Source organism: Nocardia spumae, assembly GCF_020733635.1.
Taxonomy (GTDB): Bacteria; Actinomycetota; Actinomycetes; order Mycobacteriales; family Mycobacteriaceae; genus Nocardia; species Nocardia spumae.
Genome location: NZ_JAJFZL010000001.1, coordinates 6,677,036 through 6,700,448 on the forward strand (window position 1 = coordinate 6,677,036; position 23,413 = coordinate 6,700,448).

General features: G+C 68.8%; 23 protein-coding genes. 14 read left to right on the forward strand and 9 right to left on the reverse strand.

Features of this window, described 5'->3' with window-relative positions; all coding sequences use genetic code 11:
- Positions 1-37: 37 nt before the first annotated feature.
- Complete coding sequence (locus LKD76_RS29815) at positions 38-2,191, reverse strand: acyl-CoA dehydrogenase family protein (protein WP_227984701.1); 2,154 nt, start codon at positions 2,189-2,191, stop codon at positions 38-40.
- 149 nt (positions 2,192-2,340) lie between these two features.
- Here LKD76_RS29815 and kstR point away from each other — a divergent pair, with 149 nt between their 5' ends.
- The 5 genes from kstR (at position 2,341) to LKD76_RS29840 (ending at position 8,699) form a co-directional block, all read left to right on the forward strand.
- Positions 2,341-2,997 carry a cholesterol catabolism transcriptional regulator KstR gene (kstR, locus tag LKD76_RS29820; protein ID WP_227984702.1) on the forward strand — a complete coding sequence of 219 codons (657 nt, stop codon included), beginning with the start codon at positions 2,341-2,343 and terminating at the stop codon, positions 2,995-2,997.
- 155 nt (positions 2,998-3,152) lie between these two features.
- The gene (otsB, locus tag LKD76_RS29825; RefSeq protein WP_227984703.1) at positions 3,153-5,726 is read left to right on the forward strand and encodes a trehalose-phosphatase; all 2,574 of its coding nucleotides are present in this window, start codon (positions 3,153-3,155) and stop codon (positions 5,724-5,726) included.
- A gap of 158 nt (positions 5,727-5,884) precedes the next feature.
- The gene (locus LKD76_RS29830) at positions 5,885-6,796 is read left to right on the forward strand and encodes a metal ABC transporter solute-binding protein, Zn/Mn family (RefSeq protein ID WP_372465950.1); all 912 of its coding nucleotides are present in this window, start codon (positions 5,885-5,887) and stop codon (positions 6,794-6,796) included.
- A gap of 11 nt (positions 6,797-6,807) precedes the next feature.
- Entirely contained in the window at positions 6,808-7,752 is a 945-nt protein-coding gene (locus LKD76_RS29835) for a metal ABC transporter ATP-binding protein (protein ID WP_255660552.1), read from the forward strand.
- Complete coding sequence (locus LKD76_RS29840; protein WP_227984704.1) at positions 7,749-8,699, forward strand: metal ABC transporter permease; 951 nt, start codon at positions 7,749-7,751, stop codon at positions 8,697-8,699. The genes LKD76_RS29835 and LKD76_RS29840 overlap by 4 nt, the downstream gene beginning before the upstream one ends.
- Before the next feature lie 25 nt (positions 8,700-8,724).
- Here LKD76_RS29840 and LKD76_RS29845 read toward each other — a convergent pair whose 3' ends face one another.
- Positions 8,725-9,594, reverse strand: coding sequence for an HhH-GPD family protein (locus LKD76_RS29845; protein WP_227984705.1), 870 nt, complete (start codon positions 9,592-9,594; stop codon positions 8,725-8,727).
- Between the two features lie 99 nt (positions 9,595-9,693).
- Here LKD76_RS29845 and LKD76_RS29850 point away from each other — a divergent pair, with 99 nt between their 5' ends.
- Together LKD76_RS29850 and LKD76_RS29855 are read left to right on the forward strand one after the other, a co-directional pair.
- Positions 9,694-10,317 carry a carbonic anhydrase gene (locus LKD76_RS29850; RefSeq protein WP_227984706.1) on the forward strand — a complete coding sequence of 208 codons (624 nt, stop codon included), beginning with the start codon at positions 9,694-9,696 and terminating at the stop codon, positions 10,315-10,317.
- A 148-nt stretch (positions 10,318-10,465) separates the two neighbouring features.
- Positions 10,466-11,125, forward strand: coding sequence for a DUF4232 domain-containing protein (locus tag LKD76_RS29855; RefSeq protein WP_227984707.1), 660 nt, complete (start codon positions 10,466-10,468; stop codon positions 11,123-11,125).
- A 6-nt stretch (positions 11,126-11,131) separates the two neighbouring features.
- Here LKD76_RS29855 and disA read toward each other — a convergent pair whose 3' ends face one another.
- Genes disA through LKD76_RS29870 form a run of 3 tightly spaced genes read right to left on the reverse strand, consistent with a single transcriptional unit; the run spans position 11,132 to position 14,471 of the window.
- Complete coding sequence (disA, locus tag LKD76_RS29860; protein WP_372466014.1) at positions 11,132-12,283, reverse strand: DNA integrity scanning diadenylate cyclase DisA; 1,152 nt, start codon at positions 12,281-12,283, stop codon at positions 11,132-11,134.
- 14 nt (positions 12,284-12,297) lie between these two features.
- Positions 12,298-13,698 carry a DNA repair protein RadA gene (radA, locus tag LKD76_RS29865; RefSeq protein WP_227984709.1) on the reverse strand — a complete coding sequence of 467 codons (1,401 nt, stop codon included), beginning with the start codon at positions 13,696-13,698 and terminating at the stop codon, positions 12,298-12,300.
- Positions 13,699-13,754: 56 nt separating this feature from the next.
- Complete coding sequence (locus tag LKD76_RS29870) at positions 13,755-14,471, reverse strand: hypothetical protein (RefSeq protein WP_227984710.1); 717 nt, start codon at positions 14,469-14,471, stop codon at positions 13,755-13,757.
- A 271-nt stretch (positions 14,472-14,742) separates the two neighbouring features.
- Here LKD76_RS29870 and carD point away from each other — a divergent pair, with 271 nt between their 5' ends.
- The 6 genes from carD (at position 14,743) to LKD76_RS29900 (ending at position 19,452) form a co-directional block, all read left to right on the forward strand.
- Positions 14,743-15,231, forward strand: coding sequence for an RNA polymerase-binding transcription factor CarD (gene carD, locus LKD76_RS29875; protein ID WP_019931623.1), 489 nt, complete (start codon positions 14,743-14,745; stop codon positions 15,229-15,231).
- A gap of 8 nt (positions 15,232-15,239) precedes the next feature.
- Positions 15,240-15,983, forward strand: a complete 744-nt coding sequence (gene ispD, locus LKD76_RS29880; protein WP_227984711.1) for a 2-C-methyl-D-erythritol 4-phosphate cytidylyltransferase — start codon at positions 15,240-15,242, stop codon at positions 15,981-15,983.
- A gap of 14 nt (positions 15,984-15,997) precedes the next feature.
- Entirely contained in the window at positions 15,998-16,489 is a 492-nt protein-coding gene (ispF, locus tag LKD76_RS29885; RefSeq protein ID WP_227985469.1) for a 2-C-methyl-D-erythritol 2,4-cyclodiphosphate synthase, read from the forward strand.
- Positions 16,490-16,694: 205 nt separating this feature from the next.
- Positions 16,695-18,080, forward strand: a complete 1,386-nt coding sequence (cysS, locus tag LKD76_RS29890) for a cysteine--tRNA ligase (RefSeq protein WP_227984712.1) — start codon at positions 16,695-16,697, stop codon at positions 18,078-18,080.
- 61 nt (positions 18,081-18,141) lie between these two features.
- Positions 18,142-19,110 carry a 23S rRNA (guanosine(2251)-2'-O)-methyltransferase RlmB gene (rlmB, locus tag LKD76_RS29895; protein WP_227984713.1) on the forward strand — a complete coding sequence of 323 codons (969 nt, stop codon included), beginning with the start codon at positions 18,142-18,144 and terminating at the stop codon, positions 19,108-19,110.
- Between the two features lie 45 nt (positions 19,111-19,155).
- Positions 19,156-19,452 (forward strand): DUF4190 domain-containing protein, encoded by a 297-nt coding sequence (locus tag LKD76_RS29900; RefSeq protein ID WP_227985470.1) that lies wholly within the window; start codon positions 19,156-19,158, stop codon positions 19,450-19,452.
- Positions 19,453-19,470: 18 nt separating this feature from the next.
- Here the strand turns inward: LKD76_RS29900 and LKD76_RS29905 are convergent, their stop codons facing one another.
- From LKD76_RS29905 to LKD76_RS29915, 3 genes are all read right to left on the reverse strand, one after another.
- On the reverse strand, positions 19,471-20,301 hold the full coding sequence (locus tag LKD76_RS29905) for an enoyl-CoA hydratase/isomerase family protein (protein WP_227984714.1): 831 nt from the start codon (positions 20,299-20,301) through the stop codon (positions 19,471-19,473).
- Positions 20,302-20,424: 123 nt separating this feature from the next.
- Complete coding sequence (locus LKD76_RS29910) at positions 20,425-21,594, reverse strand: acyl-CoA dehydrogenase family protein (RefSeq protein ID WP_227984715.1); 1,170 nt, start codon at positions 21,592-21,594, stop codon at positions 20,425-20,427.
- A gap of 136 nt (positions 21,595-21,730) precedes the next feature.
- Positions 21,731-22,474, reverse strand: a complete 744-nt coding sequence (locus tag LKD76_RS29915; RefSeq protein ID WP_227984716.1) for an alpha/beta fold hydrolase — start codon at positions 22,472-22,474, stop codon at positions 21,731-21,733.
- Positions 22,475-22,518: 44 nt separating this feature from the next.
- Between LKD76_RS29915 and mhuD the strand changes: the two genes are divergently transcribed.
- Entirely contained in the window at positions 22,519-22,836 is a 318-nt protein-coding gene (gene mhuD, locus LKD76_RS29920) for a mycobilin-forming heme oxygenase MhuD (protein ID WP_227984717.1), read from the forward strand.
- Between the two features lie 73 nt (positions 22,837-22,909).
- On the opposite strand, the gene LKD76_RS29925 is transcribed toward mhuD, so the two are convergent.
- Positions 22,910-23,353, reverse strand: a complete 444-nt coding sequence (locus tag LKD76_RS29925; protein ID WP_227984718.1) for an OsmC family peroxiredoxin — start codon at positions 23,351-23,353, stop codon at positions 22,910-22,912.
- Between the last annotated feature and the right edge of the window lie 60 nt (positions 23,354-23,413).

Consider the following 23,413-nt stretch of genomic DNA (forward strand, 5'->3'; position numbering starts at 1 on the left):
CTCCCTGTCAGATGTGGACTAAGCCTTGTGGTTTCGCTCAGCCCTGCGATTCGCGCGGCAGGCCCAGGATCCGTTCACCGGCGACGGTCAACAGGATCTGCTCGGTTCCACCGGCGATCGACAAACAGCGTGTGAGCAGGAATTCCTTCACCACTTCGGTGTCCAGAGCACCCGCTGTCCCGGACAGTTCGACCGCGAACTCGGCCACCGCCTGCCGGTGCCGGACACCGACCAGCTTGCGGACGCTGCTCTCCGCCGCGGGATCCCCGCCGGACAGCAGTTTCTGGGCCGCGCGAGCCTCCAGCAATGTGCCCGCCACCGATTCGGCGATGAGGGCGCCGAGTCGATCGGCCACCACTTCCGCACCGGGCCCCGACGTCGGGGCGGCGGCGATCACGGCCTCGAGTTCGTCGCCGATCCCCTTGCCACCCATGGCGATTCGCTCCGCCGACAAGGTGGAGCGAGCGATTCGCCAGCCATTGTTCAGATCACCGACCAGGCAGTCGTCCGGTACGAAGACGTCGTCGAGGAAGACTTCGTTGAAACGCGCCTCACCGGTGATTTCCACCAGCGGCCGGATTTCCAGTCCCGCGCTCTTCATATCGACCAGGAAGTAGCTGATGCCCTTGTGCTTGGGCGCCGCGGCATCGGTGCGCGCCAAGCAGATTCCCCAAGTCGCGCGGTCGGCGAGCGAGGTCCAGACCTTCTGGCCGCGCAGCTTCCAGCCACCCTCGACCCGTTCGGCGACCGTGCGCAGCGCCGCCAGATCCGAGCCGGCGCCCGGTTCGGAGAACAGCTGGCACCAGATCACCTCGCCGGTCAGGGTGGGCCCGGCATAGCGTTCGATCTGCTCGGGCGTACCCCACTGCAACAGCGTGGGAACGGCCCAGTTGGCGATGGCCAGATCCGGCAGTTCGATTCCGGCCTTGCGGATCCGGTCGTCGATGCGGCTGCGCAGCAACGGCCCCGCACCACGGCCGTACGGGGCCGGCCAGTGCGCGGCCAGCAAACCCGCCTCGGCGAGTGCGGTGCGTTGCTCGGCCACCGGCAGTGCGGCGATGCGGTCCAGATCGGCGGTCAGTGCCGCATCCTCGGCCTCGCTCAGCCCCGCGGCTTCCCAGACGCTTTCGCCGTCCGCGCCGAGATCCACACCGACCGTGCGCCGCACGCCGGCCTGGGTCAGCTTCGCCACCTCGGCTCGCCAGCGCGCCGATCCGCCCAGCAGCGCCCGCAGCGCGGTCGCGCGGCGCAGATACAGGTGCGCGTCGTGTTCCCAGGTGAAACCGATGCCGCCCAGCACCTGGATGCAGTCCTTGGCGTTCTCCACCGCGGCGTCGAGGGCGATCGCCATCGCGACGGCAGCCGACAGCGGCAGTTCGGCACCGCCGGAGTCGACGGCCGCGGCGGCGTCCGCGGCGACGGCGCGCACCTGCTCGGTGCGGCACAGCATCCAGGCGCAGATGTGCTTGACAGCCTGGAATTCGCCGATTCTGCGCCCGAACTGCTCGCGTACCTTCGCGTACTCGACCGCGGTCTCGAGGCACCAGCCGGCGATGCCGGCGGCCTCGGCGGCCACCAGCGCGGCGACCAGATCCGGTACCGCATCGGCCGGTTCGAAGATCCGCTCGGCCGGTACGGCGACCTTGTCGCACTCGACCCGTCCGAGCGGGACGCCGGGATCCAGCGCCGTCCGCGCCTCGACCCGCACACCCGCGGCGCCCGGTTCCAGCAGGCACCACAGGTCCCGCTCACCGGCACGCACCGGCAGCAGCAGCGCGGTCCGCTCGTCGGCACCGAACACCGTCTCCCAGGTACCGGTCACCTCCAGCGGGCCGGTTTCATTGTGCGACACCACAATCGGCTCGCCAAGGGCGATACCGCAGGGCGTATCCTCGTCGAGGGCGTCGCCGGCAACGAGGCCGGCCAACGCGGTCGCCGTGACCGGTCCGCCCACGAGGTCATGCGCCGCCTGCTCGATCAGCACGGCCAGATCGCTCACGCAGCCGCCCGCGCCGCCGGACTCCTCCGGCACCGCGACGCGGAAGACACCGAGGTCTACCAGGCCCGGCCAGAATTCGCGCCAGGATCCCGGCGCGCCACTGCGCATTGTTGCAATCGGCTGGACCGCCGCGGCCCATCCGCGCATCGACTCCTGAACGGCTTTATGCTCGTCAGTGGTGGCGATGGTCACACTCCATACCGCCTTTCCGGCGTGACTCCCACACCTAGAACATGTTCTAATGTGACGGTCGGGCGTAAGTCAAGGGGCGCTCGTCGCCGGGCTGAACAATGCGCGCCGGCTACCGGACGCAGCGTGTGTGCAGGAAAGGACTTTCACGAATGGCCAGTCCCTCCCGAGAGCAGGCAGCCGACTCGGGTGCGCAGAACGGAGCCCGCAACCGCGCGACGGTCAGCACCCTCAGCGAGGACGAACTGAGCTCGGCCGCGCAGCGTGAGCGGCGGAAACGAATTCTGGACGCCACCCTCGCACTCGCCTCCAAGGGCGGTTACGACGCGGTGCAGATGCGTGCGGTCGCCGAGCGCGCCGATGTGGCGGTCGGCACCCTGTACCGGTACTTCCCGTCCAAGGTGCACCTGCTGGTCTCGGCCCTGGCGCGGGAGTTCGAGCAGTTCGACGCCAAACGCAAACCGCTGGCCGGGCAGACGCCGCGCGAACGCATGCACGTGATGTTGACCCAGGTCACCCGGGCCATGCAGCGCGATCCGCTGCTGACCGAGGCGATGACGCGAGCGTTCATGTTCGCCGACGCCTCCGCGGCCGCCGAGGTCGACCGGGTCGGCAAGGTGATGGACCGGTTCTTCGCCCGCGCCGTGAACGAGGGCGAGCCCTCCGAGCGGGATCTGGCGATCGCGCGCGTGATCAGCGACGTGTGGCTGTCGAATCTCGTCGCCTGGCTCACCCGCCGCGCCTCGGCCACCGATGTCGCCGAGCGTCTCGATCTGACCGTCGACCTCCTGCTCGGCGAGAAGTCCTAGCCCACCACCACTTATCCGGATATCGGACTGTACGGTCCGGTATCCGGATATCTGCATGTAAACAGCACGTATCACTGCGCGAACACGCGGGCAAAGCACACCCAGTAAAGTTTCTCGCGCCCTGAAAAATCTCCTCCGATCACTAGGTTGGATGCGTGAGCGCACAGGATCTGCCACTCGAACTTCGCCGTGCCCTGTCGGCCGTAGCCCGCGTACCGCGGCTACTGGTCGCTTCGGACTACGACGGGACAATCGCGCCCATAGTCTCCGATCCGGCAAAGGCCTATCCCCATCGGGAATCGGTCAGCGCATTGCGTGCGCTAGCCGGTCTCAGCTCTACCACCGCGGCCGTCATCTCCGGCCGCGCGCTGCGAGATCTCGCGGCACTGTCCCGGCTTCCGGTCGAGGTCCAATTGATCGGCAGCCATGGTTCGGAATTCGATGTGGGCTTCGTGCACGCCATCGACAACGACGCCAAACAACTGCTGACCGAGGTGCGGCACGCGCTGGCCGCGATCGCCGACGACAATCCCGGCGTCACCGTGGAAGCCAAACCGGCGAGTATCGCGCTGCATGTGCGCAACGCCACCCCCGAGGTGGGCCGGCGCGCCCTGCAGCAGGCCCGCCAGGGCCCGGCGAGCTGGGTCGGCGTCCAGGTCACCGAGGGCAAGGCGGTCATCGAGCTGGCCGTCATCCAGACCGACAAGGGCGCCGCCCTCGACATCATCCGGCACCAGGAAGGCGCGTCGGCCGCGGTCTTCTTCGGCGACGACGTCACTGACGAGAAGGCCTTCTCGCGGCTGTCCGGACCGGATATCGGGATCAAGGTCGGTGAGGGCGAGAGCGTCGCCGAATACCGCGTGCCCAGCACCGAGGAGGTGGCCAGGGCGCTGGCGTACCTGCTCGAGGAGCGCCGCACCTGGCTCGCCGGCGCTTCGGCGCCGCGCATCGAGCGGCTGACCATGCTGGCCTCACCGCGCTCCAAGGCGCTGCTGACCCCGGACGGGACCGTCACCTGGTTCTGCCACCCCGAACCGGATTCGGCGGCGGTGTTCGCCCATCTGCTCGGCGGACCGGCGGCCGGACATTTCACCATCGCGCCCGAACGCCACGGCCTGCCGCTGTCGCAGCGCTATGTCGACGGCACCATGACCGTCGAAACCCGCTGGTCCAGTTTGAAAGTCGTAGACTACCTGCCGCACGACGTGGCGCTGGAACGCACCGATCTGACCCGCGTCATCACCGGTGACGCCAAGGCCGTGGTCACCTTCGCGCCGCGTCCGGAGTTCGGGCAGGTGCCGGTGACGCTGGTCCGCGAGCCCGCCGGATTGCGCGTGCACGGCACCAACGATCCGATCGTCCTGCGTTCGCCGGGCGTGCAGTGGGAGATCTCCGAGGAAGGGATCCACCACGTCGCCCGCGCGGTCGTCGATCCCGCCCAGGGGCCGATCGTGCTCGAGATGCGCTGCGGCACATCCGATCTCGCCCCGGCCATGGTCAGCGAGCCGGACCGGCGCAACGAGGCGGAGCGGTACTGGCACGATTGGGCCGCGAGCCTGGAACTGCCGCCGCTGAAGCCGGATCTGATGAAGCGCTCGGCCCTGACCCTGCGCGGACTGGTACACGCCCCGTCGGGCTCCATCCTGGCCGCGGCCACCACCTCGCTGCCCGAGGACATCGGTGGCGTCCGCAACTGGGACTACCGCTACTGCTGGCTGCGCGATGCCTCGCTCACCGCACACGCGCTGGTCGCGCTGGGCTCACTGACCGAGGCCGAGGACTTCCTGGCCTGGACCCACCGGGTGCTCGACACCCTCGCCGGTCCGGAACGCCTGCACCCGCTGTACACGCTCTACGGCGAAACCCTGCCGCCGGAGGCCGTGCTGGACCAGCTGCCGGGTTATGCCGGTTCGCGGCCGGTGCGCGTCGGCAACGCGGCGAATATGCAGGTCCAGCTGGACGTCTTCGGTCCGATCGTGGATCTGATCGCGGGCCTCGCCGAGGCACGCGAGGCGAAGGGCATCACGGATCCGGCCAAGGCGCTGCCCGACCGCGACTGGGAACTGGTGCACGCCATGGTCTCCGCGGTGCAGCGCCGCTGGAACGAGCCCGACCACGGTATCTGGGAGATCCGCGGCAACCCGCGCCATCACGTCTACTCGAAGGTGATGGGCTGGCTCACGGTCGACCGCGCGGTGAAGCTGGCGGCGAAGTTCGACCGCCCGACCGATCCGGCCTGGATCGACCTGCGCGACACCATCTCCGAGGAGGTCAAGGCCAAGGGCTGGAACGAGCAGGTGCAGTCCTACACCGCGGCCTACGACGGGACCGACCTGGACGCCGCGACCCTGCACATCGGGCTGAGCGGGCTGATCGAACCCTCGGATCCGCGTTTCGCGGCCACCGTGGTGGCCACCGAGGCGGAACTGCGCAGCGGTTCGACGGTGTATCGCTACCATCACGACGACGGTCTGCCCGGCGGTGAGGGCGGCTTCCATCTGTGCGCCGCCTGGCTGGTCGAGGCGTACCTGCTGATCGGTAAGCGCGAGGATGCCGAGGCCCTGTTCGCGCAGCTCGTGGACGTGGCCGGACCGACCGGTCTGCTCAGCGAGGAATACGATCCGGTGGCCGAACGGTCGCTGGGCAATCACCCGCAGGCCTACAGCCATCTGGGCCTGCTGCGGTGCGCCCAGTTGCTGAGCCAGCCGGTCGCCGCGCTCGCACAGTAGCCACGCCGGCGCTCGAGTCGCCCCGGGCCCGTGATCGCTCCCATCGAGTGATCACGGGCCCTTGTCGTGGCGGGGTTCACACCCGAACCGAGCGAATCGATGCGACCGGTACGGGCCCCATACGCTACATTTAAATGGAAATCGTTTCCGTTAAGAGCATGTGTGCAGGAGTACCCCGCGTGATCAGAAATTTCGCCGCCCGAATTGCTGTCGCCACGCTGGGAGCCACCACCGCGTTCACGCTGGCCGCCTGCTCGGCCTCGTCCTCGGATTCGGGCAAGCCGCGAATCGTCGCCTCCACCGACGTCTGGGGCAGCGTCGCCGCCGCCGTCGGCGGACCGGACGTCGAGGTGAAGTCCATCATCGACAGCCCCACCGTCGACCCGCACTCGTACCAGACCACCCCGTCGGATGCCGCCGCCATCCGCGACGCGGCGCTGGTGGTCTACAACGGCGGCCACTACGACGAATTCGCCGAGAAGGCCGCCGAGGGGCGTGGCAGGCCCACGCTGTCGGCCTTCGAACTGCGCGCCGGCGCGGCGGCCACCGACGAGAACGAGCACGTCTGGTACGACATGAACACCGTGGGCGCGGTCGCGGACAGGATCGCCGACGAACTGGGCCGGGTCGACCCCGAGCACAAGCAGGCCTTCACCGAACGCGCGGCCACCCTGCGCGGGCAACTGGCCGGTGTCACCGCGATCACCGCGAAAATCGCCGCCGCGCATCCGAAGTCACCGGTCCTGCAGACCGAGCCGCTGGCGCACTACCTGCTCGTCGCCGCCGATACCGCCGATCGCACACCGCACTCGTTCGCCGAGGCGATCGAACAGGGCACCGATCCCGCGCCCGCCGACCTGGCCGCGGTCCGGGATCTGTTGAACACCAGGCAGGTTCGGGCGCTGGTCTACAACATCCAGACCGAGGACAAGACCACGAAGGATGTGGCGGCGACGGCGAAATCGGCGGGCGTGCCGGTTGTCGACGTGACCGAAACCCTCCCGGCGAACACCGATTTCGTGAAGTGGCAGACCGATAACGCGACGGCGCTGGCCGCGGCGCTCGGCTGAGGAGGATGACCATGCCCGGACCCCAGCCCGTCACCGATGCCGCGTCCCGGGAATCCGGTGCGGGCTCGCCCCGTTTCGACACCGCGGACTGCGCGTTCTGTGACACCGATCGAGAACCGGCGGGCGCCCCGGCGCCGGCGACCGATGTGCCCGCGGTATCGCTGCGGAACGCGGGTCTGGCCTACGGTCCGCGCACCCTGTGGCAGGGCCTGGATCTCGATATCGCTCCCGGCGAATTCGTCGCGGTCCTCGGCCCCAACGGGTCCGGCAAGACCTCGCTGCTGCGCATGCTGCTCGGGCAACTGCCACCGAGCGAGGGCACGGTCGAGGTGGACGGTGGTCCGGCCCGGCTGGGAAATCCGCGGATCGGGTATGTGCCGCAACAGAAGACGATCGACGCGGGCGTCCAGCTGCGCGGTGTCGATCTGGTCGGGCTGGGCGTCGACGGACATCGCTGGGGTCTGGGCTGGCGCCGCCGGGGCGAGCGCCGCCGCCGGGTCGCCGACGCGATCGCACAGGTCGGCGCCGAACGGTTCGCGACCGCGCCCCTGGAGTCGCTGTCCGGTGGTGAGCAGCAGCGACTGCGGGTGGCCCAGGCGCTGGCCGGCGATCCCCGGGTGCTGCTGTGCGACGAACCACTGCTGAGCCTCGACCTCGCGAATCAGCGCCTGGTCAGTGAGCTCATCGATCGCCGCCGTCGCACCCACGCTACCGCCGTACTGTTCGTAACCCACGAGATCAATCCGATTCTGCCGCTGGTGGATCGGGTGCTGTACCTGGTGGACGGCAAGTTCCGGATCGGCGCTCCCGACGAGGTGATGACCTCGGCGGTGCTGTCGGAGCTCTACGGCACCGAGATCGACGTCCTGCGGGTACGGGGCCGGCTGGTGGTCGTCGGCACGGGTGACGAGATCGACGCGCTCGGCACCCACCACGGCGAAGGAGCGGACCGATGAACGAGAAGCTGTCCGACGTCTTCACCACGATGCTCGATCTGCGCACCACCGCCGATCTGCTGTCCTACGACTTCGTCCAGCAGGCCGTGCTCGCCGCGGCGCTACTCGGACTGCTCGCCGGGGTGATCGGGCCGCTCGTGGTGAACCGGCAGATGTCGTTCGCGGTGCACGGCACCAGTGAGCTGTCACTGACCGGTGCGGCCGCGGCCCTGCTGGTCGGCATCGGGGTCGGCGCCGGCGCCATCGTGGGTTCGGTGGTGGCGGCGATCATGTTCGGGTTGCTGGGTTCGAGAGCGCGCGAGCGGGATTCCGTGATCGCCGTGGTCATGTCCTTCGGACTCGGGCTGTCGGTGCTGTTCCTGTGGCTGGGTCCCAGCCGCGCCGGATCGAAGTTCTCGCTGCTCACCGGTCAGGTGGTCAGCGTCGGCGACAGCGGGCTGACCTCGCTGGCGCTGTGCACCCTCGGCGTGCTCGCGGTGCTGGCGATCGTCTACCGCCCGCTGCTGTTCGCCAGTACCGATCCGGAAGTGGCCGTGGCACGTGGTGTTCCGGTGCGGGCGCTGTCGGTGGTGTTCGCGGTCGCGCTCGGCGTCACGGCGGCCTTCGGGGTGCAGATCGTGGGCGCGCTGCTGGTGTTGTCGCTGCTGATCACCCCCGCCGCGGCCGCCGCCCAGCTCACCGCGAGCCCGCTGCGCGCGACCGTGCTGTCGGTGCTGTTCGCCGAAATCGCGGCCGTGGGCGGAATCGTGCTGTCCCTGGCCCCGGGTGTCCCGGTGTCGACGTTCATCACCACGATCTCGTTCGTGATCTACCTGGTCAGCAGGTTCGTCGGGCGGCCGGTGCTGAACGCGCGCCGGCGCACGGCATCGCGTCCGGCCGCCGCTCCCGCGACACCGCGCCCGGCCCGGGTCCGCGAACCCGCGACAGCCGAGGCGGCGGCCGACTAGCGGCGGGCCGATTCCGCGCTGCCGCTCAGCCCTCGCCGGCGAGGGCGAACAGTCCGCTGTCGGTCTGCTCGATCAGGCCGTCGACCAGCAGCGAATCCAGCGCGCGGTCACGCTGGCCGGGATCGTGGGTCCAGGCCATATCCAGTGCCACCCTGGCGACCGGGCCCGACGCTCCGCGCAGGACATCCAGCAACCGGCCGCGGGCCTGGCGGTCGGTGCCGTCGTACTTCTGGGTGCGGCGTACGACATCCGAGGCCGGGCGGCCCGAGGCCACCCAGCTACACCGCGGCAGCGGGCACCGATCGCAATCCGGGGTCCGGGCGGTGCACACCGTCGCGCCCAACTCCATCAGCGCCGCGGAGAACACCGCGGCCCGATCGATGCGCGCCGGCAGCAGTTCCTCGGTCTCGGCCAGGTCGCGGGAACGGGGGTTCCCGGCCTCCGCGCGGCCGTGTACGGCCCGCGCGACCACGCGCCGAACATTGGTGTCCACCACCGGCACCCGCTGCCCGTAGGCGAAGCAGGCCACCGCCCGTGCGGTGTACGCGCCGATGCCCGGCAGTCCGAGCAGCACCTCCACATCGGCGGGAACCTCGTCCGCGTGCTCGGCGGCGAGCACCCGGGCGCACTCGTGCAGGCGCAGCGCCCGGCGTGGATAGCCGAGTTTGCCCCACGCCCGCAGCACCTCTCCCGGTGACGCCGCGGCCATCGCGGACGGCACCGGCCAGCGCGCCACCCACTCCCGCCAGATCGGCTCGACCCGCACCACCGGGGTCTGCTGCAGCATGATCTCGCTCATCAAGATCTGCCAGGCGCTCACCCCGGGGCGGCGCCACGGCAGGTCACGGGCGGAAAATTCGTACCATTCGATCAGTGCGTCGGCATCCACGCTCATGACTTCACCGCTGTCGCGACCTGGCGGCCGGTACTAATTTGCCCGGCCGTAACTCGACCGGACTCGCCGGTAGTGCGAAACCTATGGAAAATGGGACACATGCCTCATACCAACCCGATCAGTGCCTGGAAGTCTCTCCGTGAGGGTAACGACCGGTTCGTCAACGGCGCCCTGCAGCATCCCAGCCAGGGCGCCGCGGACCGCGCCAAACTCGTCGCCGGTCAACATCCGCGCGCGATCCTGTTCGGGTGCGGTGATTCCCGGGTAGCCGCGGAGATCATCTTCGACCAGGGCCTCGGCGATATGTTCGTCGTCCGCACCGCCGGACATGTCGTCGACGAATCCGTACTGGGGTCGATCGAGTACGGCGTCGAGATCCTCGATGTGCCGCTGATCGTGGTGCTGGGACACGACAGCTGCGGCGCCGTCCGCGCCACCATCGACGCGCTGGACGACGGCAACGTGCCCGGTGGATTCATCCGCAGTGTGGTCGAGCGGGTGACGCCGTCCATTCTCACCGGTCGCCGCGACGGGATCACCGAGGTCGACGAACTCGAGGCCCGGCACGTGCAGGAGACCGCGCGCCTGCTCACCGACCGCTCGAAGATCGTCTCCGACAGGGTCGAGGCCGGTCGCTGCGCGATCGCCTGTGTGAACTACAAGCTTGCCGACGGCCGCGCCCAGCTGCACAAGGTGATCGGCGATATCGGCGAAACGGTCTGAGCCGCAAGCATTCCCGTCGGGGCCTTCGCGCCGCCCGCGACCCTCGTCGCGGGTGGCGCGGAAATGTACCCGGCATCACCGCCAATTCGGTGCCGACACGCCGCGAACCTGAACGGGACCGCCCGATTGTGCCCTTACCGTTGTTGCCGTGCTGGAACCCAACGGACCGCTCCCACCGGAGATCTACTGGCGTCGCCGTCTGCTCGCCATCGGCGTGCTGATCGTCGTACTCGCCCTGGTCATCTGGCTGGCGATGCTGTTGCTGCGCGGCGGCGGGGGCGGGGGCGACAAGGACCCCAAGGCCGCCGCGGCCACCTCGACCTCGGCGGCGGCCGGCACCACCACCGCGGCCGAGGCCGGCGGTTCGAAGACCCCCGCCTCGGGCACCGTCAATTCCACCGCCAGCGGCAGCCCGGCGCCCTGCCCGGACCAATCGCTGGCGGTGAAGTCGAATGTCGGCCAGCCGACCTACAAGACCGGCGACCAGCCGGTGTTCACGGTCGTGATCACGAATATCTCCACCGCGGCCTGCACTCGTGACATGGGTTCGGGACTGCAGCAGGTGTGGGTGCAGTCGCTGGACGGGCAGCGGCGGCTGTGGTCGAGTACGGACTGCGATCAGGGCGGTCCGGCCGATCTGCGAACCCTCAACGGCGGTCAACAGGCGGCGTTCACGCTGACCTGGTCGGCCACCACCTCACAGCCCGGTTGTGCGGGCGACCGGGTTCCGGTACCGGCCGGTGGCTACGCCGTGGTGGCCCAGTTCGGTTCGGTGCGCAGCGCTCCGGAGACGTTCAATATCGCCTGAGCTCGCTCAGAGAGCGCCGAATTCGGTGGTTCGGACGGTACCGGATTCGGCCAGCCGGGACAGGCCCTCGCGGATCTGATGCGCCAGATCGGCATCGATACCCTCGACCCGTTCGATCTCCGACGCGCTGGCCGACACCAGTCCCGCCAGCGAACCGAAGGCGGCGATCACCGGTTCGGCTCGGCGCAGCGGGACCCGCGGAATCTCGGCCAGCACCCGATATCCCCGCGGCCCCACCGCGATGTCGAGCGCCTCGACGCTCGGCGGAAAACCCAGTGGCGCCGCCAGATTGGTGAGTTCCAGCAAATCCACCTCGAGCAGCGCGTCCAGCCCGCTCAACGCCCGGTCGACGACGGTATCGGCCACCGGATCGGTGCGCACGTAGTCGCGCACCAGCAACCGGCGCAAGGTTTCGGTATTGCCGACCAGCTCGGCCAGTTGCAGTGCCAGCTGGCGGCCATCCACCCCGAGTTCGTCGACATCGGAGGTGATCTCACGGGCCACCCGCCGCACCAATTCCAGGCAGTGCACCACCGCCAGCACATCCCGCAGGGTGGTGCAGTCGTTCAATTCCACCAGCGACAGTTGCCGGGTGGTCTCGTCGAGGCGCGATCGATACCGCTCCAAGGTCGCCATCGCCTGATTGGCCCGCGACAGGATCGTCTCGGACGTCTGGATCGGATGCCGGAATCCGTTGAGGTACACCGTGACGATGCCGGTCGAACGGCTCACCGACACCACCGGATGACCGGTCTGCGCGGCCGTGCGCTCGGCGGCCTTGTGCCGGGTGCCCGATTCGGTGGTCGGCAACGAGTGGTCCGGGACGAGGTGCACATTGGCGCGGCGGATCCGGGTGCCGTCGGTCGAGAGCACCACGGCGCCATCCATTTTCGACAATTCGCGCAGGCGGGTGGCCGAGAACTCGACATCGAGCTCGAAGCCGCCGTCGCAGATGCGTTCCAGCTCCTCGTCGTAGCCGAGCACGATGAGCCCGCCGGTGTGGGCGCGCAGGATCCGGTCGATGCCGTCGCGCAGCTCGGTGCCCGGGACCAGGCGGGCGATGGTGGAATTCAGGCCGGGATCACCGTCGACGGTGTCGACGTCCGCCGGGGTCGCGAACCCTCGCAGCGGCGCGGGACGGCCGAGCAGGTGCGTCATCCAACGGCCTGGGATCATTCCGCAGCCTCCACACGCTCGCGTCGTCTCTTGGACAAACCACTCGAGGCGAGTGCCGCGCGAACATTCGTGACCTCGTGCACCCTCATGGTGATGCCGGACAGGTCGGTCCCCGGCGGTACCAACGCCTCCGTGAAACCTAGCCGCTCGGCCTCGCGGAGCCGCCGCCCGACCCCCGTGACACGCCGCACCTCACCGGCCAGCCCGACTTCGCCGAGCACCACCATGCCGGGCCGCAGCGGGATATCGCGCTCGGCGCCGGTGATCGCGACCGCGACCGCGAGATCGGCGGCGGGCTCGGTCAGCCGCATTCCGCCGACGGTCGCGGCGTAGACGTCGTGCTTGCCGAGATAGACCCCGCAGCGGCTCTGCAGCACCGCCAGCACCATCGATACCCGGTTGTAGTCCAGTCCGCTCACGGCGCGGCGCGGTGCGGGCACCTGGGTGGACACGGTGAGGCCCTGCACCTCGCCGAGCAGCGGGCGCTTCCCGTCCATCGCGACGGTGATCGCCGTCCCGGGCACCTGATCCGCGCGATGGTGCAGGAACAGCCCGGAGGGATCGCTCACGCCGGCGATACCGTCGTCGTGCAGTTCGAAGCAGCCGACCTCGTCGGCACTGCCGAAGCGATTCTTGATACCGCGCACCATCCGCAAGGTGGAGTGTTTGTCGCCCTCGAACTGCAGGACCACGTCCACCAGGTGTTCGAGGGTGCGCGGACCGGCGACGTTGCCGTCCTTGGTCACATGGCCGACCAGCAGCACGGCGATACCGCTGGCCTTGGCCAGCGAAGTCAGCGCCGCGGTGACGGCCCGGACCTGGGTCACGCCACCGATGACCCCGTCGGCGTCGGCGGCCAGCATGGTCTGCACCGAGTCGACGACCAGCAGTGTCGGCCGGACCTGATCGACATGGCCGAGGATGGTGGCGAGGTCGGATTCGGCTGCGAGATAGACCCTTTCGTGCACCGCGCCGGTGCGGTCGGCGCGCAGCCGGACCTGCCCGGCGGACTCCTCGGCGGTGACGTAGAGCGCGCGTTCGTCGCGCTGCCGCGCCCACCGATGGGCCACCTCGAGCAGCAGGGTCGATTTGCCGACGCCGGGCTCACCCGACAGCAGCACCACCGAACCCGGCACGACACCTCCGCCGAGCACCCGATCCAGTTCCGCGACCCCGGTGGGCCGGGCGCGAGTGACCGTCGAGTCGATGGTGGAGATGGGCGCCGCGGCCGTCGAGGGCAGCAGCGCGCGACGCCCCGCGGAACTCGATCCCGCGGCCGGCGTCACCGCCACCTCGTCGACGGTCCCCCACTCGTTGCAACCGGGGCACCGCCCCACCCACTTGGCAACCTCGTTACCGCAGGAGGAGCACCGGTAGAGCGATTTCACCTTGGCCACGTGCGCAGCCTAGACAAAATGACCGACAGCGCGGCCACGGGAGCGGCCGCCGTTGCTCAGTGTCCCTCGTGCTCGGCGATCGTCGCGGCCTCGTGGCGCGGGGTGTCCGGGCCGGCGTCGACGGGCACCTGCACCTGCACGGTTCCGGCGTCCTTGAAGTTGAAGGTCACGCCGTAGGTCAGGCCCGCCACCACATCGCGGGTGAGACCGGTGATCTCGACCAGGATCGGGTGCGCGTTCGGATCGGCCGGCTGATCGGCGGTACCGGCGCCCTCTTCGCGCGGGGAGGCGCTGTGCTCCGGGGTGGGCGTCGCCGGAGAACTCGAGGCGGTCGGGGACGGCGTGGCCTCGGCACCGGCCTGGCCCGCCTTCGCGGCGGCCGGACCGGCGGCCACGACGGTCTGTCCGGGCACCAGCTGCGGGCTCGCGGGGGTGATCTTGACCTGACCGAGGTCGGTGGTGACGCTGACCAGCTGGTCGGTGCGGGAGGAACCCTGATTGATCGCGCTGAACGCGACCACGGCCTTACCGCCCTTGGCGTTGGTGTACTCCTCGGACTGCGGCAGCAGAATGCGCACGTCCCGCAGGGCGACCGAGCCGACGGTGGCGGCGTTGCCGTTCACCGCGGCGACTTGATGTGCGGTCTGCGAGATCTGACCGGCACCGCATCCGGACAACGCCAGTGCCGCACCGGTGGCCAGCGCGGCGACGGCGAATACGCGCCGCGACACCTTGGTCACATTCGACGCTGTGGTGGCTTTCAGGGCAGTCACGGGTTGTCCTCCATGTCGACCGGCTCACTCCACGATGGAGAGTAGTAGTAGGCAGCGTAGTAGTTCGCAGGGTGGTCGGTGTGGACCGGTCCGGTGTAGTGTCACGCGGCGGCCTGTGAGCTCTGTATCCCGTTCTGCCGCAACAAGATGCATACGCATCGCGATCTGTCAAGCCCCGCCGTCGGCCTGTTGTGGCCCTGACCTGCGCCGTTGATCGCGGCGTTATCGAGTCGCATGTTAAACTGTGAACATCGAAAGGGGCACGGGACACATGATTTTTAAGGTCGGAGACACCGTCGTTTACCCCCACCACGGAGCGGCGCTGATCGAAGCAATCGAGACTCGCACCATCAAGGGTGTTCAGAAAGAGTATCTGGTCCTGAAGGTCGCACAAGGCGATCTCACCGTTCGGGTTCCCGCGGAGAACGCGGAATACGTCGGCGTCCGCGACGTCGTCGGCCAGGAAGGTCTAGATCGAGTCTTCCAGGTGCTGCGCGCTCCGCATACCGAGGAACCCACGAACTGGTCTCGGCGGTACAAGGCCAACCTCGAGAAGCTCGCCTCCGGCGATGTGAACAAGGTGGCCGAGGTCGTCCGCGACCTGTGGCGACGGGAGCAGGACCGCGGCCTGTCCGCCGGCGAGAAGCGGATGCTGGCCAAGGCCCGGCAGATCCTGGTCGGTGAGCTCGCGCTCGCCGAGGGCACCGACGACGTCAAGGCCGAGACCCTGCTCGACGAGGTTCTCGCCGCGGCCTCCTGACCGCAATCTTGACGCTCGACTCTTCCCGCCGCGTTGTGGCATTGGTTCCTGCCGCCGGCCGGGGTGTTCGCCTGGGTGAGTCCACACCCAAGGCTTTCGTCCCGGTCGGCGGCAGTCCCATGCTCGTACGCGCAGTAGACGGCCTGATCGCGTCCGGGGTCGTGGACCGCATCGTGATCATGGCGCCCATCGAGATGCTCGATGCCGCCCGACAACTGCTCGCCGCTCATGCCCCCGCGGCCAGCTCCACCCCGGTCGATGTGGTGGCCGGCGGCGCCGAACGCACCGATTCGGTGCGCGCCGGATTGGCCGCCGCCCCGGAGGCCACCCATATCCTCGTGCACGACGCGGCCCGCGCCCTGACGCCGCCGTCGCTGATCGCCCGGGTCGTCGCCGAGTTGCGCGCCGGACAGCGTGCGGTCGTTCCGGGCGTCCCGGTGGCGGACACCATCAAGTCCGTGACCGCGGCCGGCGACGTCACCGGCACTCCGGACCGCTCCGGGCTGCGAGCGATACAGACACCCCAGGGCTTCGACGCGGAGTTGCTGCGCTCGGCCTACGCCGTGGATCTACCCGCGACCGACGATGCCGGTCTGGTCGAGTCCTTCGGCGCGACCGTCCGCGTGATCCCCGGCGATCCCATGGCCTTCAAGATCACCGATCAACTGGATCTGCGGCTCGCGCAGGCCCTGGTCACCGGCGCTCCCGGCGTGCATGCCGGCACCGTCACCGCGGCGGGGGTGCACCGATGACCGATCTCACCGCACTGCGCACCGGAATCGGCAGCGACGTCCACCCGGTCGAGGCCGGTCGTCCGTGCTGGATGGCCGGGCTGCTCTTCGACGGTGACGACGGCTGCTCGGGCCACTCCGACGGCGATGTGGCCGCGCACGCCCTCTGCGACGCGCTGTTGTCTGCCGCGAATCTCGGCGACGTCGGCGCGGTATTCGGTACCGGCCGCCCCGAATGGGAGGGCGTATCCGGCGCCGCGATGCTCACCGAGGTGCGACGACTGCTCGACGAGGCCGGATATTCCATCGTGAACGCGGCCGTCCAGATCATCGGCAATCGCCCGAAGGTCGGGCCGCGTCGCGCCGAGGCCCAGAAGGTGCTGGGCGACCTGCTCGACGCGCCGGTCTCGGTATCCGGAACAACCTCCGACGGCCTGGGTCTGACCGGCCGCGGCGAGGGCATCGCGGCCGTGGCCACCGCACTGCTGGTGCACGACAGCCGATGTAGTACTCGTAAGCACACGTAGCGCCGCATTCGCGGCGAACCCCTCGCTCCACCGGTGATCCGTTCGAGCATTCGGCCGATACCGAATATCGGCGCCGAAATATCGCGCGAACGACTTCGCTTCGTAATTCCCTTCCGGCCCCGCGGTGGCATCACATTCGAGGCACCGTGGACCATAGGAGGGGCCAACCCGTACCGTTGTTCAACAAGCCTTAGGATGGCTGGTCGTGACTCTGCGCCTATTCGACACCGAGACGCGGACCCTGCGGGATTTCACCCCGCTGGTCCCCGGACATGCCTCGGTGTACCTGTGTGGCGCCACCGTGCAGGGGGAACCGCATATCGGACATGTCCGCAGCGGCGTCGCCTTCGACGTCTTGCGCCGCTGGCTCACCGCGAACGGCTACGACGTGGCCTTCGTGCGAAATGTCACCGATATCGAAGACAAGATCCTCACCAAGGCCGCCGCGGCGGGCCGCCCGTGGTGGGAGTGGGCCGCGACTCACGAACGCGCATTCGACCGGGCCTATGCGGCGCTCGGCGTCCTGCCGCCGTCGGTGGAGCCGCGCGCGACCGGGCACATCACTCAGATGATCGACATGATGCAGCGGCTCATCGACCGCGGTCACGCCTACGCCGCGAGCGGCAACGTGTACTTCGACGTGCGCAGTTACCCGGCCTACGGCGCCCTGTCCGGACACCGGCTCGAGGATGTGCAGCAGGGTGAGAGCGCCGGGCTGGGCAAACGCGATCCGCGCGATTTCACGCTGTGGAAGGCCGCCAAACCCGGTGAGCCGACCTGGCCGTCGCCCTGGGGGCCGGGGCGTCCCGGCTGGCATCTGGAATGCTCCGCGATGGCCGAGTTCTATCTCGGACCGGAATTCGATATCCATTGCGGCGGTATGGATCTGGTATTCCCGCACCACGAGAACGAAATCGCCCAATCACGAGCCGCCGGTGACGGATTCGCGCGGTATTGGCTGCACAACGGATGGGTGACACTCGGCGGCGAGAAGATGTCGAAATCGCTCGGAAACACGCTGTCCGTGCCGAATGTGCTCACCCGGGTGCGGCCCGTGGAATTGCGGTTCTATTTGGGCAGTGCGCATTACGCGTCGATGCTCGAATACTCCGACCAGGCGTTGAACGACGCCGCGCAGACCTATCAGCGGATCGAGGCATTCGTGCAGCGCACCGTCGAGCGGGTCGGGGAGGTCGCGGTCGGCAAGTGGACCGATACCTTCGCCGAAGCTCTGGACGACAATCTCGCGATTCCCAAGGCGCTGGCCGAAATTCACCGCGTCGTCCACGAGGGCAATCGGGCACTCGAGGCGGGCGCGAACGAATCGGCGCGCGAGGCGGCCGGGCAGGTGCGGGCGATGCTCGGCATTCTGGGTGTCGACCCGCTGGATGCGCACTGGGCCGGGCCCAAGGATTCCTCCGCGGCCGAGTCCGCGCTCGACGTCCTGGTCCGCGCCGAACTCGAACGCCGCCAGCAGGCGCGTAGCGCCAAGGACTGGGCGACCGCCGACGCCGTGCGTGATCGGCTCGGCGCCGCCGGAATCGAGGTCGTCGACACTCCCGGCGGCTCGGACTGGTCGCTGGCCAAATGACTGACCGAGCGAAGCCTGCTGATCGGGTGCGGGTATCGCGACCCACACGAAAGGCGTACTGATGGCAGGCAATTCGCAGCGACGAGGCGCGATCCGCAAAGGCGGCACCAAGAAGGGCCAGACGGTCGGCAGCGGCGGCCAGCGCCGCCGCGGACTGGAAGGGCGGGGGGCGACCCCGCCCGCCACCGCCCGCAAGTACCACCCCGCGGCCAAGCGTGCCGCCGCGGCGGCGAAGGCGGCCAAGGCTACCCAGGGCTCGGGCCGCCCGCGGCCCAGCACCCGCAAGGGTGACGACGGTCCCGAGCTGGTTCTCGGCCGCAACCCCGTGGTGGAGTGCCTGCGCGCCGAAGTCCCCGCCACCGCCCTGTATGTCGCGCTCGGCACCGAGAACGACGACCGCCTCAGCGAATCCGTCCAGCGCGCCGCCGATGCCGGAATCTCCATTCTCGAGGTCTCGCGCACGGATCTGGATCGAATGAGCACCAACGGGCTGCACCAGGGCATGGCCCTACAGGTGCCGCCCTACCGCTACGCGCACCCCGACGATCTGCTCGACACCGCCCGCGCCTCCGGTACCGCACCGCTGCTGGTGGCGTTGGACAACATCTCCGATCCGCGCAACCTGGGCGCGGTGATCCGCTCGGTCGCGGCATTCGGTGGCCACGGCGTGGTGATCCCGCAGCGCCGCAGTGCCAGCGTCACCGCCGTCGCCTGGCGCACCAGTGCCGGCGCGGCGGCCCGGCTGCCGGTGGCCCGTGCGACCAATCTCACTCGCACACTGAAGGATTGGGCCAAGGCCGGTCTGCAGGTGGTGGGCCTGGACGCCGGCGGCGATACGGTCCTCGACGAATTCGACGGCACCACACCGACTGTCGTGGTGGTCGGCTCGGAAGGTAAAGGGCTGTCCCGCTTGGTCCGCGAGACCTGCGACAGCATCCTGAGCATCCCGATGGCCGGCCCGGTGGAATCCCTGAACGCCTCGGTGGCGGCGGGCGTCGTGCTCGCCGACATCGCCCGCCAGCGGCGATGAAACCGCGAAAGACACCCATCGCACCGTAAAATAGCGCGGGTGGCCATGAACCAACCCGATTACTGGGGTGCCCTGCCCGAGCCGCCGACCGGTAATCCGGTCGAGCATCCGCACGCGACCACGGTGCTCCTACTCGGCGTGTTGAGTCTGTTGTGTTGTGGCGCACTGGGTCCCGTGGCCTGGGTGATGGGCAAGCGGGCGCTCGACCAGATCGAGGCGTCCGGCGGTGTGATCGGCGGCCGGTCGCAGGTGATGGTCGGCTACATCGTCGGCATCGTCGGCACGGTGATGATGGTGGTGTACGCCGGCATCTTCATGCTGATGCTGATCGGCGGGGACTGAGCCCGGTCCGGGCTCGGTCTACCGGCCCGGTTCGGAGCCGCTGCTGTCGAGTCCGGGGCGCGTCGGCGGCGACAACTCCTCCGCGGGCCATTCGGCGCTGATACTGCCCGACCACTGCGGCTGGCGGCGGTCGCGGAACGCGGCCATCCCCTCGGCGGCATCGACACTCTGACCGACCACTCCGTGCAGTTCGGTCTCCAACCGGCCGACCGACTCCGGACTCATCCCCAGCCCTTCCCACAGCAACCGCTTGGACAGCGCCGTCGGCAGCGGCGCCGAACCGGCCGCGAGATCGTGGGCGACGGCCAGGGCGGTCGGCAGCACCTCACCCGCGGGCAGGCTGCTGTTGGCCACCCCCATCTGCCGGGCTTCGTCACCGTCGAAGGTCCGCCCGGTGAGCATGATGTCGGCGGCATTGGCCATGCCCGCCAGCCGCGGCAGCGTCCAGTGGGCGTAACCGTCGGCCATCGCGCCGCGCCGCACCTGATTGAGCCCGTACACGGCGTCGGTGGCCATGTAGCGCAGATCGCACTGCAGAGCCAGCGACAGCCCGATACCCACCGCGTGGCCGTTGACCGCGGCGATCACCGGCTTGCGGATCTGCCACGGCGGCGGGTCGATCGTGCCGCTGACATCACCCACCCGGCTGGACAGGTCCGCGCCGGCACAGAACGCCGGCGGCGTACCGGTGATCACCACCGCGCGGATCGCGTCCTCGATATCACAGCGGCGCAGTGCCGCCCCGAGCTCCGTCGCCATCGCAGGAGTCATGGCGTTCTGCTGAGCGGGGCGATTGAGTGTGAGTACGGCGACACCGGCGGACACATCGACGTGCAGTTCCGAACTCATGCGACACAATGCTACTGCGTTGGCCTCCGCTCCGCTCCGGCGGGTTTTCGACCCCTTCGGCCTCGATTTGTCACTCCTCCGGTCGGTCGCCGCGCTCCCTCCCCGGCGTCGCCGCTCGCGAAGTTACCGCAGGATCTGACGACCGATGGCCCATTTGTGGACCTCGGTGGGGCCGTCGTAGAGGCGGAAGGCGCGCATATCCCGGAAGATCATCTCGACGACGGTTTCGTCGCTGATTCCGATACCGCCCAGCACCTGCACACAGCGGTCGGCGACCTTGAAGAGTTCCTCGGACACATAGGATTTCGCCATCGAGCTCTCGTGGCGGCCCTTGTGCCCCTGGTCCATGAGCCAGCAGGCGTGCCAAATGGTCAGGCGGCACTGATGCAGCGCGATCTCGTTGTCGGCCAGCATGAACGACACGCCTTCGTGCTCACCGATCGGCTTACCGAAGGCCGTGCGGGTCTTGGCGTGCTCGACGGCGATGCTCTGGGCCCGTTCGGCGGCACCCAGCCAGCGCATGCAGTGCGTGAGGCGAGCGGGGGCCAGGCGCAACTGGGCGTAGCGCATGGCCTGGCCGCTCTCGCCGAGCAACGATTCCTTGGGCAGCACCAGATTCTCGAAGCTCACCACGCCGTGGCCGCCGACGTAGTTGCGGTCCATGGTGTTCATGGTCCGTTCGATGACGATGCCCGGCGTGCCACCCTCGGTGAGGAACAGGGTCGGCCCCTCGGGCAGATGCGGGTTGGCCTCCAGTTTGGCCATGATGATCCAGGTCTTGGCCCCGTCGGCTCCGGTGATCAGCCACTTGCGGCCGTTGATGGTGAAGTTCTCACCGTCGAAGGTGGCGGTGGTGGCGAGCTGACCGGGGTCGGATCCGGCGCCGCCCGGCTCGGTCATGGCGAAGACCGACCGCTGATGTCCGTTGATCACCGGCATCAGGTATCGGTCGATCTGTTCCGGAGCGGCGACCTTGGACAGCAGGAACATATTGCCCTCGTCGGGGGCCGCGCAGTTCATCGCGACCGGGCCGAGGGTGGACCAGCCGGCCGCCTCGTACAACACGGCCTGCTCGACGTGGGTCAGTCCGCGCCCGCCCAGCGCCTCCGGCGCCTGGATGGTGAGCAGCTTCTCGGCACGAGCCAGTTCGACCAGTTCCTGCCGCAGCTCGTCGTTCGGGCCGTGCGCGGTCAGGCGTGGGTCGCGCTCGAAGGGAACGATCGTGTCGATGACGAACCGGCGTATGCGGTCACGTTCGGCGGCGAGGTCGGCAGGTATCGAGAAGTTAATCATGATTCACCTTTGTTCGGGGCCTGAGTTGGAGCATACGTCGCAATCGGCGCAGGACTGAAGGCAACTGCCCTCATCGATCACCGCCGAACTGCCGCGCACTCCCGTCACCGTTCGCCGGTGGCAGACCCTTCGGCGGTCAACCCAGGATTTCGTGCAGAAACCGCTCGACTTCCGCACGATATGCGGCGGGTTGATCATCGTGGACAAGATGTCCGGCAGCACCCACCACCAGATGCCGCACCTCGGGCCGGGCCGCAGCCATCTCCCGCATCTGATCCGGTGGAGTGATCGTGTATTCGCCTTCTATCAGCAATGTCGGCACCCGCACCGCACGCCATTGCGCCCAGAAATCGCGAGTACCCCATTCCTCGGAGATATCGCGGAAGGTGCCGACCGAACCGTGCAGCCGGTACCCATCGGGTCCCGGCGTGAACGAATTCAGGAAGTAGCGACCGGCGACCGGTCCGAAGTACTCCAGCACCGCGTCGGCGTCCGGGAACGGTTGCGGCCAGGAGGAGATCATCTCCGCCCAGTGCCGCGCGGTACGCCCGCGGAAGTCGGGCGCCATGTCCTCGACCACCAGCGCCCGCACCCGCTCGGGATGAGCGGCGGCGAACATCCAGCCGTGCAGCCCGCCCATCGAATGCCCGATCACCACCATCGGTCCCGGCACCGCGGCGGTGGCGGCGGCCAGATCGGCGACGAACGCCTCGGTGGTCAGCTCCTGCGGGGCCGGCCGACCGTGACCCGCCGCGTCGAAGGTGTACACATGCCCGAACTCGCGCAACCACGGCACCTGACCCGCCCAGGTCCGCGCGCTGCCCATCAGACCGTGCAGTAGCAGAATCGACACCCCGGTGCCGCCCTCGTCGTACAACATCGGCACCGACGATACGTGCCGCGCCGGAGGATTAGCCTGTGCTCATGGCTGTTGTGAAGATCAATGCGATCGAGGTTCCCGAGGGAGCCGGACCCGAACTCGAGAAGCGGTTCGCCAACCGGGCGCACGCGGTGGAGAACTCGCCCGGATTCCTGGGCTTCCAGCTGCTCCGTCCGGTTGCCGGTGACAACCGGTATTTCGTTGTGACGCAGTGGGATTCGGAAGAATCCTTCGCGGCCTGGCGGGACGGACCGGCCAAGGAGGCGCATGCGGGACAGGCCCGGCAGCCGGTCGCGACCGGCGCCTCACTGCTCGAATTCGAGGTCGTTCTCGACGTAGCGGGCAAGTCCTCCGCGAGCTGAGGCCCGCACCGACGCGGACCGGCCGGCCTCGACATCACGAGACCGGCCGGGATTCGCGCGGGCGCGACCGCGTTCAGCTCTCGAGCGCGGCGTCCAGCTCGATCGTCTCGACCCCGGCCAGCGCCTTGCTGATGGGGCAGCCGGCCTTGGCGTTCTGGGCGGCCTGTTCGAAACCGGCGGCATCGATATCCGCGACGCGTCCGCGCACGGTCAGCACGATCCTGGAGATCCGGAAGCCACCGGCCGGATCCGGTCCGAGCGTCACATCGGCGTTGACGTCCAGGCTCTGCACCGTGCCGCCCGCCGCGGCGATCTGACCGGACAATGCCATCGCGTAGCAGGACGAATGCGCGGCCGCGATCAGTTCCTCGGGGCTCGTGGTGCCCTCGGCGGTATCGGCGGTTCGCTTCGGGAACGAGACATCGAACTTGCCGACGCCGGAGCTCGCCAATTCGACCTGTCCGGATCCGTCCTGCAAACCGCCGGTCCATGCGGTCCGCGCGCTACGTGTGGGCATCGCTGTCCTTTCGTCGATGTCGATAGTCGTCGCGTCGAACCTACCCCCGCGACCGGCGCC

Excerpts from the sequence above, each read along its gene's own strand:
- kstR (WP_227984702.1), top strand. The coding sequence starts at position 2,341 with ATGGCCAGTCCCTCCCGAGAGCAGGCAGCCGACTCGGGTGCGCAGAAC.
- LKD76_RS29830 (WP_372465950.1), top strand. The coding sequence starts at position 5,885 with ATGTGTGCAGGAGTACCCCGCGTGATCAGAAATTTCGCCGCCCGAATT.
- LKD76_RS29835 (WP_255660552.1), top strand. The coding sequence starts at position 6,808 with ATGCCCGGACCCCAGCCCGTCACCGATGCCGCGTCCCGGGAATCCGGT.
- LKD76_RS29840 (WP_227984704.1), top strand. The coding sequence starts at position 7,749 with ATGAACGAGAAGCTGTCCGACGTCTTCACCACGATGCTCGATCTGCGC.
- LKD76_RS29845 (WP_227984705.1), bottom strand. The coding sequence starts at position 9,594 with ATGAGCGTGGATGCCGACGCACTGATCGAATGGTACGAATTTTCCGCC.
- LKD76_RS29850 (WP_227984706.1), top strand. The coding sequence starts at position 9,694 with ATGCCTCATACCAACCCGATCAGTGCCTGGAAGTCTCTCCGTGAGGGT.
- disA (WP_372466014.1), bottom strand. The coding sequence starts at position 12,283 with ATGACGCACCTGCTCGGCCGTCCCGCGCCGCTGCGAGGGTTCGCGACC.
- carD (WP_019931623.1), top strand. The coding sequence starts at position 14,743 with ATGATTTTTAAGGTCGGAGACACCGTCGTTTACCCCCACCACGGAGCG.
- rlmB (WP_227984713.1), top strand. The coding sequence starts at position 18,142 with ATGGCAGGCAATTCGCAGCGACGAGGCGCGATCCGCAAAGGCGGCACC.
- LKD76_RS29900 (WP_227985470.1), top strand. The coding sequence starts at position 19,156 with ATGAACCAACCCGATTACTGGGGTGCCCTGCCCGAGCCGCCGACCGGT.
- LKD76_RS29905 (WP_227984714.1), bottom strand. The coding sequence starts at position 20,301 with ATGAGTTCGGAACTGCACGTCGATGTGTCCGCCGGTGTCGCCGTACTC.
- LKD76_RS29910 (WP_227984715.1), bottom strand. The coding sequence starts at position 21,594 with ATGATTAACTTCTCGATACCTGCCGACCTCGCCGCCGAACGTGACCGC.
- LKD76_RS29915 (WP_227984716.1), bottom strand. The coding sequence starts at position 22,474 with ATGTTGTACGACGAGGGCGGCACCGGGGTGTCGATTCTGCTACTGCAC.
- mhuD (WP_227984717.1), top strand. The coding sequence starts at position 22,519 with ATGGCTGTTGTGAAGATCAATGCGATCGAGGTTCCCGAGGGAGCCGGA.
- LKD76_RS29925 (WP_227984718.1), bottom strand. The coding sequence starts at position 23,353 with ATGCCCACACGTAGCGCGCGGACCGCATGGACCGGCGGTTTGCAGGAC.